The organism is Streptomyces cahuitamycinicus, assembly GCF_002891435.1.
Lineage (GTDB): Bacteria > Actinomycetota > Actinomycetes > Streptomycetales > Streptomycetaceae > Streptomyces > Streptomyces cahuitamycinicus.
The window spans coordinates 1-11,404 of record NZ_POUC01000262.1 but is presented as its reverse complement, the minus strand read 5'-3'; the positions used below and the strand labels follow the sequence as shown (position 1 = coordinate 11,404).

At 70.5% G+C, this 11,404-nt stretch carries 7 protein-coding genes and 1 pseudogene; 5 read left to right on the top strand and 3 right to left on the bottom strand.

Annotation, left to right across the window (positions count from 1 at the left end):
- Positions 1-76: 76 nt before the first annotated feature.
- The 3 genes from C1J00_RS28395 (at position 77) to C1J00_RS28385 (ending at position 1,616) form a co-directional block, all read left to right on the top strand.
- Positions 77-661: a TerD family protein gene (locus C1J00_RS28395; RefSeq protein ID WP_102911855.1), complete on the top strand. Its 585-nt coding sequence runs from the start codon at positions 77-79 to the stop codon at positions 659-661.
- Between the two features lie 62 nt (positions 662-723).
- A complete protein-coding gene (locus C1J00_RS28390; protein ID WP_102911854.1) occupies positions 724-1,032 on the top strand; it encodes a twin-arginine translocase TatA/TatE family subunit in 309 nt (102 codons plus the stop codon).
- A gap of 272 nt (positions 1,033-1,304) precedes the next feature.
- Positions 1,305-1,616 (top strand): NIPSNAP family protein, encoded by a 312-nt coding sequence (locus tag C1J00_RS28385; RefSeq protein WP_102911853.1) that lies wholly within the window; start codon positions 1,305-1,307, stop codon positions 1,614-1,616.
- On the opposite strand, the gene C1J00_RS28380 is transcribed toward C1J00_RS28385, so the two are convergent.
- Positions 1,613-2,530 (bottom strand): LysR substrate-binding domain-containing protein, encoded by a 918-nt coding sequence (locus tag C1J00_RS28380; RefSeq protein ID WP_102911852.1) that lies wholly within the window; start codon positions 2,528-2,530, stop codon positions 1,613-1,615. The genes C1J00_RS28385 and C1J00_RS28380 overlap by 4 nt on opposite strands.
- Positions 2,531-2,588: 58 nt before the next feature.
- On the opposite strand from C1J00_RS28380, the gene C1J00_RS28375 reads away from it, so the two are divergent.
- Positions 2,589-3,347: an SCO6745 family protein gene (locus C1J00_RS28375; protein ID WP_102911851.1), complete on the top strand. Its 759-nt coding sequence runs from the start codon at positions 2,589-2,591 to the stop codon at positions 3,345-3,347.
- A 244-nt stretch (positions 3,348-3,591) separates the two neighbouring features.
- On the opposite strand, the gene C1J00_RS28370 is transcribed toward C1J00_RS28375, so the two are convergent.
- On the bottom strand, positions 3,592-8,295 hold the full coding sequence (locus tag C1J00_RS28370; RefSeq protein WP_146046271.1) for a Tat pathway signal protein: 4,704 nt from the start codon (positions 8,293-8,295) through the stop codon (positions 3,592-3,594).
- A gap of 559 nt (positions 8,296-8,854) precedes the next feature.
- On the opposite strand from C1J00_RS28370, the gene C1J00_RS28365 reads away from it, so the two are divergent.
- Positions 8,855-10,792 (top strand): glycoside hydrolase family 127 protein, encoded by a 1,938-nt coding sequence (locus C1J00_RS28365; RefSeq protein ID WP_102911849.1) that lies wholly within the window; start codon positions 8,855-8,857, stop codon positions 10,790-10,792.
- Between the two features lie 296 nt (positions 10,793-11,088).
- On the opposite strand, the pseudogene C1J00_RS28360 reads toward C1J00_RS28365, so the two are convergent.
- Positions 11,089-11,404, bottom strand: a pseudogene (locus C1J00_RS28360) (SPFH domain-containing protein); the annotation flags it as partial.

Below are 11,404 nucleotides of genomic sequence, written 5' to 3'. Positions count from 1 at the left end.
ACCCCGACCCCGGGCGTCCGCACCGCCCACTTCCATGACTCCCGCACCGCCACCAACTCCAAGGAGCACCCCTCCCGTGTCGATCAACCTGAGCAAGGGCCAGCAGATCAGCCTCAGTAAGTCCGACGGCACCGCCCTGACGTCCGTCCGCATGGGCCTCGGCTGGCAGGCCGCACCCCGCAAGGGCTTCCTCGCCAAGCTCACCGGAGGGCGGGACATCGATCTGGACGCCTCCGCCGTCCTCTTCGCCGCCGGGCAGGCCGCGGACGTCGTCTTCTTCCAGCACCTGGTCAGCGACGACGGCTCGGTCCGGCACACCGGCGACAACCTCACCGGCGGCGCGGGCACGGGAGGCGACGACGAGGCCGTCCTGGTCGACCTGGCCCGTGTGCCCGCCCACATCGACCAGATCGTCTTCACCGTCAACTCCTTCACCGGCCAGACCTTCGCCGAGGTGCAGAACGCCTTCTGCCGTCTGGTCGACGAGACGACCGGCGCCGAGCTGGCCCGCTACACACTCACCGGAGGTGGCGACCACACCGCCCAGATCATGGCGAAGGTCCACCGCTCCGGCGGCGGCTGGCAGATGAAGGCCATCGGCGCACCCGCCACCGGCCGCACCTTCCAGGACCTGCTTCCGGCCATCACACCCCACCTCTGAGCGTCACCGCCGCCACGCTCGCGCCGTCCAGGCCGGGTCCGGAGAAGAGAGAGCAGGACACCATGTTCGGACTGAGCGAACTCGCCGTCATCCTCATCGTGGTCATAGCCGTCATCCTCGCCAAGAAGGGCCCCGAGCTGGCCCGCTCCGCCGGCAAGTCGGCCCGCATCCTCAAGGCCGAGGCCCGCGCCATGAAGAAGAAGGAGGAGGAGAACGAGGCGGCGGCGGACGCGCCTCCCCGGATCGTCCCGGGTGAGACCGCCGTACCGGGTACCGGCGCGACCGCCCCCGGCGCGGAACGCCCGTCAGCCCCCGCCCCCGAACGGACCGAGCGCACGGGTGGTACGCCGCCGCAGGACAGCAGGCCATAGAGTCTGCTCACCCCGGACTGATCGCGTTTCGAACGGGCAGCCTGCGGGGAATGCTGGGGCGCAGCGGCACGGTCAGGTCCACCGCGCGCAGCCGACCCGCTTGGTCGTGGCGACCTAAGTCGAGGAGGCCCGGCGCTTGTCGAGGACGCCGGGGGTGTCGTGCAGGACCACGCTCTGCTGCAGCGGGATGCGCCCCATGCCGATGTCATGCATGGGCGCGCGATCACCCAGGCTGTCGTCGAGCCCGCACCGTCACGCTGCATCATGTGGGTGTGGTCACCATTCACCTGAAGTATCAGATCGACGCCGACAAGCTGGCGGACTTCGAAGACTACGGTCGCCGCTGGGTCCGGCTCGTGAACCGTTTCGGCGGGACGCACCACGGCTACTTCCTGCCGAGCGAGGGCGACAGCGACATCGCCTACGCCCTCTTCTCCTTTCCCAGTCTGGCCGCGTACGAGCAGTACCGCACGGACAGCATGTCCGACCCGGAGTGCCGGGAAGCGTTCGAACTGGCCCGTCGGAGCCGTTGCATCAAGCGTTACGAACGCCGCTTCCTCCGGCCGCTCGACGGCCCGGCCTAGGCGGTCGGGGGACGCATGGTACGGCCCAGCCCCGCGGCTGTGCGCAGTGCCGCGATGACGGCCGTTGTCGTCGGGTTCGCGGTCTCGGTGCGACGGGTCGCGGCGAACACCAGGCGCAGGATCGGGCGGTCCTCGATGGGCGCCGTGCGGATTCCGGGGGTGGCCGGGTCGATGGCTGTCCGGGGGACGAGCGCGGTGGCGAGGCCGGCTCGTGCGAGGGTGAGCTGGGCGGCGATGTCCGCGGTGATGTAGCGCGTCGTGGGTGTGAAGCCGGCCTCGTGGCAGGCGTGCAGGATGGCCTGTCCGCAGTCCGTGGTGGGCGGCGGCACGGCGAGGTTATGTGTGGCCAGTTCTCGCAGGGCCACGGGCCGCTCGTCGGCTTGGCCGGCCGCGGTGACGACGAGCAGCGGATCGTCGAGCAGCGGCGAGACCTCGATGCCCCGGGGTGTGGCATCGGGCAGGTGGTGATACCGCTGTCCCAGCACTACGTCGACTGCGCCGAGGGTGAGTTCCCGCGGTTGCGCCTGATCGGTGACCAGACAGGTCACGGTGAGCTGTGGGTGCTGTGAGCCCAGTTCGTCCAGCGCGGGGGCCACGATCCGGGCGACGGTCGACGGCAACGCGGCGAGCGTGGCGGTGGCGCCCACCGTACCCCTGACCGCCGCGACGGCGCTCTCGGCCTCCTGCACGGCGGCGAGGATCCGGTCGGCGTGTGCGAGGAGCACCCGGCCCGCCTCCGTCAGTGCCACGGTTCGCCCGTCGGGGCGCAGCAGATCGACTCCCACGTCACGCCGCAGCGCGGACAGTTGCTGGGAAACGGCCCCGGCGGACAGTGCCAGTGACTGGGCGGCGGCGGCGATGGAGCCGCGGGCGGCGACGGTCTTGAGCATGTGCAGACGGCGGACATCCAACATGACTCGATAGCTTACCTAACGGGTTTCATCAGAAACCACCCCCTTGACCTATTGAGTCATGGTGAGCGACCTTCAGCGCATGGAGATCTTCGAGTGCATCGCCGCGGTTGCCCGGCCCATCCACGATTTCGGTGACGAGTTCATGTCGGACGAGGCGACCGCCGCCGTGGGTCTGGGGGCCGGGTTCTCCCCGGGGCGCGGCTTCTACTGCCGCGGCCGGTTCGGAGTGCTCGGTGAGGTGTCGGTCCCGGTGGTCCAAGCCGTACAGGGTTTCCTCGGCCCGGACCTGATCACCGCGGGCTGGTCGGCGGGACGGGCCGTGATGCCGGCGGAGGACGCCGCCGCCCGTTACGCCCAGGCCGTCCGGGAATGGGGGCGCGCGAACATCCCCGCCGACGTCGACGTCGAGCACTTCAACCGCTTGGCACAGCAACTGATCGACGCCGCCGACGCCGACGCCCTGCCCCTGTTCGCCGGCTGGCGCGCGCAGCCCTGCCCCGTCGACGACCCGATCGGCGGGGCCATGCAACGGATCCACGTACTGCGAGAACACCGTGGTGCCTGCCATCTGGCGGCGGTGCGCCTGTCCGGGCTGAGCGCCCGAGAGGCAATGGTCGTCAACCTCGGCGTCGAGCAGGCGACTCACTACGGCTGGCAGGAACCCCGTCCCGCTGCCGCCTCCCTGATCCCCCGATGGCGGCGTGCCGAGCAGTGCACGAACGAGTTGCAGGCACCGCTCTACACCGCCCTGGGCGATCGGCAACGTACCGAGTTCGCCCGGCTCGTCGACGCGTTGACCGCCTCCCCGACCCCGTGACCGGACGTCCGGAACGTCATGGACTTCGCCTTCCACAACCAACCGGGGCATCCGGGGTATCCGCACGGGGACCGCTGAAGCTGCCTGGTCGCCTTGGTCGTCCTGCAGCAGGCGGCGACGTTCCTTCGGCGCCGCGCCCAGGGGGCCCGCCGGAACGGCCGAGCCCCGGAACGGGCCGAGCCCCGGGCCGTCGTGCGGTCCGGGGCTCTGCTCGGTGTGCGGGGAGCGTCAGTGCGTCAGTGCGTCAGTCGACCGCCTCCACTCTCACGTCGTCGACGCGGAACGTGCCGGACGAGCCACGGAAGCCGAGCTCGATCGCGATGTTGTCGACCGCGGGATCGTCCACGGTCGTGTAGAGGCGCTCGAAGTACTTCCACTGCCCGGCCGGGGTGTCGCCCGCGGGCAGCCAGGTGCGCTGCTCGGTGCCGATCCGGTTGCCCGCGCTGCGCGAGGAGACGAAGGAGTACGCGCCCACGGTGCGGCCCGGAACGTAGTCCTTCAGCTGGTACCAGAAGGACACCGCGTACGCCTTGCCCGGCTGGGCGGTGAACGGCGAGGTGCCCTGCTTGAGGCTGTTGAACTGCTGGTTGTAGGCCGCGTTGCCGGTGGTGTCGGTGCTGGTGAAGGAGAGGGAACGGTCACCGGTACGGCCGTGATCCTCCTCGACGGCCAGCGTGTACGGGCCGCTGCCCGACCGCTGCCAGATGTCCGGCTCGGACGCCTCGAAGCTGTGGTGGTGGACGGCCACCAGCAGGTCGTAGGCGTCGTACACCCGCTTGATCAGCGCGGACTCGTCGGCGTCCGGCTGCTTGCCGTCCTCCTCCACGGCGTCGACCACATCCGTGAACCGGGCGTAGCTGCGCGTCGTGTAGTCCTCGGCGGGCAGTGCACGGGCCTGTTCCAGGACCGAGGCGAGCGACTCCCCCGTGATCACCGCCGGTTCGGCGGTGACGGAGGTGGTGCCGTCGACCGTGCGCGCGACGACCTTGTAGTACACCTGACCGCCGTGGACGGCGTCCTCGAAGGACCGGGCGTACTCGTCGTCCAGCAGTTTCTTCCAGCCTTCGCCGCCCTCGCGCGGGTCGGTGGCCGCGGTCTCGGGGTCGGAGGTGCGGTACAGGTCGAAGGCGACGGCCGCCTTCGGCTTGGTCCAGGTGACCGTGCCCGACCGCTTGCCGAAGGTGCCGTCGGCGATGACCGTGTCGTCGGCCGGCGCCTCGGTGGCGACCTGGGTGAACGTGCCGGCCCGGTCCGCGGCGACACCGGCGTGGACGACGTCCACCATCGGCACCGACGCCTCGCCGGCCTGCTTCCAGTGCACCCCGTCCGGAGAGACCATGGCCAGCACCTGATCCGACCGGGGCAGCCGGACCAGCTTCACGTACGGGTACTCCGCGACGGTGTAGCCCTTCAGCTCCTCGGTGAACGGGCTGCGGGTGATACCGCCCGCGCCGGTGCCTCCGGGGTTGCCGGTGCCGATGTCCGAGCGGGTGTCGAGGCTGCGGTGGCGCAGCGACAGCGCGCCCTCGGCGTCCGCGCCCAGGTAGACGTAGCGGCCGACCTCGTCGGTGGTGTCGCGCAGGATCACGCCCCGCACCGCGCCGTCGCCCTCGCGGGTGTCGGAGAGCTTCGCCGAGACCGTCGTACCGCCCTGGACCAGCCTGCTCACCTGGGTGTACGCGTCCGGGTGGAACCGGTCGGTGTGCACGGTGTCGTCACCGCCGCCGAAGCCGTCCCCGCTCGCGCCCTTCACGGTGATCGTGTCACCGCTCACCGAGACGGCCGCGCCGCCGGCGTCGCCGACGGTGTCGTCCCGCCACGCGCCGTCCCGCAGTGCCGCCGTGGTGCCCGGGGTGACCTCGGCCTTCACCGGGTTGGACGGCCGGCCCTCGCCCTGGTCGTTGACCGGGACGACCCGGTAGTAGAAGGTGCCTTTCGCGCCGCTCGACAAGGGCACCTCGTCGATGTGGCTGACGCCCTTGACTCCCTTCTTCACCGTGGCGTACGGGCCGCGCTCGGAGGTCGCCCGCTCGACGGTGTACGAGGTCGCCCCCGCGGCACGCGCCCAGGTCAGGCCGACCGCCCGCGAACCGGGCGTGGCCACCGCGACGTCGACCGCCGAGGGCACGTCCGGTGCGGTCTTGTCGGTGCCGAGGTCGAGCACCACGGCACGGAACGGGGCCACCATCACCTTGCCGCGGACGACGGGGAGCTGACGGCCGGTCACCAGGTCGCGGACCTTGCTGCCGGAGAAGCCCTTCGGCAGATCCACCTGGAAGGGGCGCGCGTTGTCATACGTCTCGCGGGTGGTGTTGACCGCCATGAAGTACCGGCCGTACCGGCTGGTGAGCAGGTCCGGGTAGCCCGAGTACGGCGTGTCCTCACGCCAGTTGTCGCGCTCGACCGTGCCGACGCCCCGCTGGTGGGTGACCGGGATCAGCTCGCCTGCCATCGCCAGCGGACGGTCCGGTTCGGTGAAGCGGTCGAAGAACATCGGGTGTTCGCCCGAGGCGGCGCGCAGGGAGTACTCCTCGGACCGGAAGACGCCCTGGGTCTGCAACTGGACCAGCTGCTCGTGGCCGTCGTACTGCGCGTGCAGCCGCCCGTTGCCCAGGTAGCCCCTGGCGCGCTCGACGAGGTTGCCGAACAGGTGGGTGTCCCCGTCGCGGACCGACACCAGGAGGTTGTCGATGTCCACCCAGGCGAACGTCCGGTCCTGTTTGGCGCGGTCGATGCCGAGCCCGGTCAGTTCCTCGTCGGTGTACCGGTCGAGGTCGGTGTGCGGCAGGACGACGCCGGCGCCGCTCTGCTCGAACCGCTCGTAGGAGCCGCGGTCCCCGGTGAGGTAGGCGTAGGTGCGTGGCAGCCGCAGGTCGTACCTGTGGTTGCTGAGAACAGTGGCGAAGTGCGGGAAGTACTGGTTGTCCGCCAGCTGCTGCTGGCTGTATCCGACGGCCTCACGGGCGTAGCGCCAGTACGGCGCCCACTCCTCACCCGCGTACGCGGCCGCGTTGTCGGCCATGTACTGCTCCAGCGAGGCGTACAGCAGGCCGCGGCCGCTGCCGGTGTCCGTGCCGTAGGCGATCTTGCCGGGGTAGGCGGTGTTGCGGTCGTCGATCACCTGCTGCATGTACATGATGCGGTTGCCGTCGGCGTCCGTGCCCTGGTAGCGGGTCTGGCCGCGGGCATGGAGGTTGCGCAGGGCGAGCTTGAGGATCTCGTCGTTGAGCTTCTCGTCGCCCTTGTGGCCGAGGGTGCGGAAGAACCAGGAGGGCAGGTAGTTGGTGGATTCGCCGTAGCTGCCGACGTAGCCGTTCTCCCGGGTCAGGCCGGCGGTGGTGACACCGGTGTAGTGCTTGCCGTACGGCAGTCGGCGCACCACCTCACCCTGGGCGTCGAGCTTGCTCCGGGCCAGGCCCTTCATGACGATCCGGAGGTAGTCGTCGGTGAAGACGGCGTTGCGGTCGTGCCGGAAGAGCGAGTGGTAGAGGTCCAGTTGCCCGCCGTCCGGGCCGACGAGGACCTCCTCGCCGAGGAAGGGCCGCAGGCCCAGCGCCTCGCCGGCGATGGCGTGGCTGCGCTCCTTGCCCTCGTGGAAACCGGACCCGATGACGCGCAGGCCCTCATGGGCCTTCCAGGCGCCCTCGTAGGTGTACATCACCTGGTTGTAGATGTACGAGAGCCGGGAGCGGGCGAAGTCGAAGTTGGCCTTGAGCACACGCTCCCAGGCCTCGCCGCGGGTCAGCTCGCCGCCCTTGAGGTCCACGTCCGCGATGGTGTTCTCGCCGTCGGTGGTGCCGGTCTCGAAGGGCTCGTCGAGGAGGTCGGCGAACTTCTCCTTGCCGTAGACGGAGTCGTCGGCGATCAGGTTCTCGACGATGTAGAGGGTCTCGCCGAGAGCGCCGTAGTAGCCGCCCCAGTCGGACTGGTGGCCGCCGTTGCCGAGGCTCTTCACGTTGCCGTAGTAGTTCCTGGTGTGGTTGTCGATGGACTTGAAGATCCGCTCCAGCGCGGCTGTCTTCTCCGCGTCGGTCTTCGCCGGTGACCAGTCCGTCAGCAGGGTCTCGGCGTAGAAGCGCAGGTCGTCCTTGTAGCGGACGATGGACATGGCGGAGGTGCCGCTCGCGTCGGACTGCGCGGACAGCTGGTCGAACAGGGCGATCTGCGTGGTGCGGAAGCTGTCGATCCGCTTCTGCTGCTCCTCGGGGGCGAGCGCTGGGGCCGCCTTGGGGCCGGCCTCGTAGCCCGTGTCGTCGCCGTCGGCCGGGGAGATCTTCGGGCTGGTGTGCGTGATCGCCTGGTAGTAGCGGCGGGAGTCGCCCTTCGCGATGCCCGTCAGGCCCGAGAAGGTGCGAACGATGATCTCGGCCTTGTCGTGCCCCTGGGTCGAGGCGAGCGGCAGCATCGTGGTGGCGAAGAAGAAGCGGCCTTCCAGCGCCTTCCCGGTGCCGGCGCTGATGGCCTGGTAGTCGCCGTTGTCACGGTAGTTGGCCTGCTCGCCGTTCACGTAGACGACGGTCGAGTACGGCGTCGCGTCCTCGCCCCAGAGCTTCAGGCTGAGGTAGTTCTGCCGGGCGGGATCGACCGCGGCCGTGAAGACCAGGTCGCCCAGGTGACTGCCGGCCGGCGCCAGCGGCTGCGCCACCCGCGCCTTCTGTCCGCTCGCGCCGTCCACGACGGTCGTGGACGTCCCGGTGAAGCCGTGATTCTTCTCCGAGGCGGTGTCGCCGAAGGTCACCACATCGAGCCGGTCACCGGCGGCATCGCCCTCCGCGGCTGCCACGCTCCATGCCCGGTCCGCGGCTGCCGCGATCGATGCCGGGCTCAGCCCCATGACCAAGGGCACGGCGCACAGCAGCGCCACCATTCTTCGTACGAACGGCCCCGGGCCGGGGCGTGGTCTCCCTCGCACGCCCGCCGAGGGGCGGCTGTGTGCTGATGACGTCATGGCTCTCCTCCAGGCCCGGAAAGCTGGCACCGAACCACCGAATCGACAACCACAACGCCGAAACGCCGCGCGGACGGTAACCGCTTTCACAACTTGGCCGGAAGATACGCATCGACGGGGCGGAGGGGAAGCTTCCGGGCGCGTCTGAAACTTTCACTCGCCCACCACCCCGGGATCAGCCGTGACACTCACCCACGGGGGCGGGTCGTCGGCCGACGCGAGGGAATCCGGCCAGCAGGCCGACGGGCATCGAGCCTCCGCAGCGACATGGAACGCCCGCCGACCGTGCCGCCCACTGCCACTGCCACTGCCACTGGAGGAGCACCGCCGAGCGCGGCCGTCGCGGCACCGTCATGCCACCGTCGCGACCGACCCCGTTTCGGCCAAGCTGCTCCCGACGACATGCGGGCCGACCGACTCAGAACCCACCCCTCACACGCGATGAGCCTTGCCGTCCGCGCCGGGCGGCCAGGACCCGCCGCTCTCTTGCGTCAGCCCGAGAGTCCGCCCTAGCGTGACAGTAAGCGTTTTCTGAAACTCTCTCCCTGCGGAGGCTCCCCTGCACACGCCACTCACCGGACCGGTCCACCCTGGCGTGGACTCGGCCGCGGTGCACCGTCCCGCCTCCGTCGCGATCATCAGGGACGGCTTCTGGGCCACGCGTCGCCGGATCAATGCCGACGTATCGATTCCGGAGGGTCCGCAGCGGCTGGAGGAAGCCGGAAACCTGGCCAACCTGCGAGCAGCCGCGACCACGGCGGCGGGTACGACACCGCCGGCGTTCTCGGGGGACTTCCAGTTCCAGGACTCCGACGTCTACAAGTGGCTGGAGGCGGCCTCCTGGCAGCTGGCCGACGCACCGGACCCCGGCCTCGCCGACGACGTCGCACGGCTCGTCCGACTCGTCGCGGACGCCCAGATGGAGAACGGCTATCTGCAGACGTACTACCAGCTCGGTGGCGCGGAGCCGTGGACCGAGCTCGGCTGGGGCCACGAGCTGTACTGCGCCGGCCACCTGATGCAGGCCGCGGTGGCCCATCACCGGGCCACCGGAAGCCGCGACCTGCTGGACGTGGCCGGCAGGTTCGCCGACCACATCGAGTCGGTCTTCGGTCCCGGCAAGCAGGTCGACGGGGTCTGCGGCCACCCCGAGGTGGAGACGGGACTCGTCGAGCTCTACCGCACCACGGGCGACAAGCGGTATCTGGAACTGGCCCGCTACTTCCTGGAACGGCGCGGGCAAGGCGTCCTGGCCTCGGGCGCCGACCGCGGCCATGACCGCGACCCGGGGCCGGAGTACTGGCAGGACCATGCCCCCGTCCGCGAGGCCCGGGAGGTGACCGGGCACGCCGTGCGCCAGCTCTACCTCCTCGCGGGAGCCGCCGACCTGGCGACCGAGACCGGCGACGTCCCGCTCCGGCAGGCGCTGGAGCGGCTGTGGACCGACGCGGTGTCCACGAAGACGTACCTCACCGGAGGGATGGGCTCGCGGCACGACTGGGAGGCCTTCGGGGACGCCTACGAACTTCCCGCCGACCGCGCGTACACCGAGACCTGCGCCGCCATCGCCCTGGTCCACTTCAGCTGGCGGATGGCGCTGCTCACCGGCGAGGCCCGCTACTCGGACCTCGTCGAACGCGCCCTCTACAACGGCTTCCTCGGTGGCGTGGGCCTGGACGGGCGCACCTGGCTGTACGTCAATCCGCTGCAACGGCGGGCGCGTCCGCACGAACGCCCCGGCGACCAGGCCTCCCGGCGCACGCCCTGGTTCCGCTGCGCATGCTGCCCGCCCAACGCGATGCGCCTGCTGGCCGGCCTCCCGCACTACTTCGCGAGCGCCGACGACAGCGGCCTGCACCTGCACCAGTACGCCACCGGCGAATACGTGGCAGACGGCTTCGCGGTCCGCGTGGCCACCGCATACCCGTGGCACGGCACGGTCACCGTGACCGTCGACGAAGCCCCGGCCGGGGAGCGCACCCTTTCCCTGCGGCTTCCCTCCTGGTGCACACAGTTCCGGCTGACCGTGAAAGAAACGCCCGGGCACGAGCAGCCCGAGCACGGCTGGCTCCGCGTCACCCGGGCCTTTCGGGCGGGCGACACCGTCCGGCTCGAACTCCACCTGCCGGTGCGCCTGACGCACCCCCACCCGTATGTCGACGCCGTACGCGGATGCGTGGCCTTGGAGCGCGGACCGCTGGTGTACTGCCTGGAGGAAGCCGACAACCCCGGAGACCTCGACGGTGTCGTCCTCGACTCCTCCCCGGTGCCCACCGTCCGCGAACGCCCCGACCTGCTCGGCGGAGTCACCACCATCGTCGCCTCCGGCCGGCGTCTCACACCGGACGGCATCGGTTGGTGGCCGTATCCCACGGAACCCGCCCCCGCCCGACAGGCCGACCGGTCGCAGCCCGTCGAGCTGACCGCCGTCCCCTACTACGCCTGGGCGAACCGGGGCGACGGCGCCATGCGCGTGTGGATACCCGGACCGAGCTGACCGGGGTGGGGACGCCCGGCGGAATCCTCGCGGTCGATGAGCCTTGATCAGGCTTGATCAGTCGCCATACCGGCGAAACGGGGTTCCGGGCCAGATCATGCTGAAAGCCTGTGGAAGACGGCCCCCTCCACGCGATGGGCAATCGTCTTCGCGAGGCGCCTCGGCTCAGACTTCTTCGCAGTCACGCCCGAATGCTCGCCGGTGAGCAGCCTTCAGGGCCGTCGCGCACAGCACTCCGGGAGGCTTCCGACGGGGGACGACTCCGGTCCTTCCCCCGTCGGAAGCCCTCCAGGGGTTCAGTCGTCGGACGTCCGCCCTCTGCGCGGCACCTGCGCCGACTTCGCGGCCTCAGCCTCCGCCTTGGCGTCGCTCACCGCTGCGGCGGCCTGCTTCCCGGCCTCGTCGGCGGCCGCCGCGGCGTCGAGGGCGGCCGTCGAGCCCGTGTCGAGCTGCGGGATCCCGGTCCCGTGCGCGGCCTCGGCATCGTCGGCGGTGGCTGTTCCCTCGGGTTGCGCGGGGTGGTGAGGGCCTGCCGTCGACTCGTCGCCGAACGCCCGGGTGACGGTCCGGACCGCCTCGGTCAGCTCCCCCGGGATCACCCAGAACGTGTTG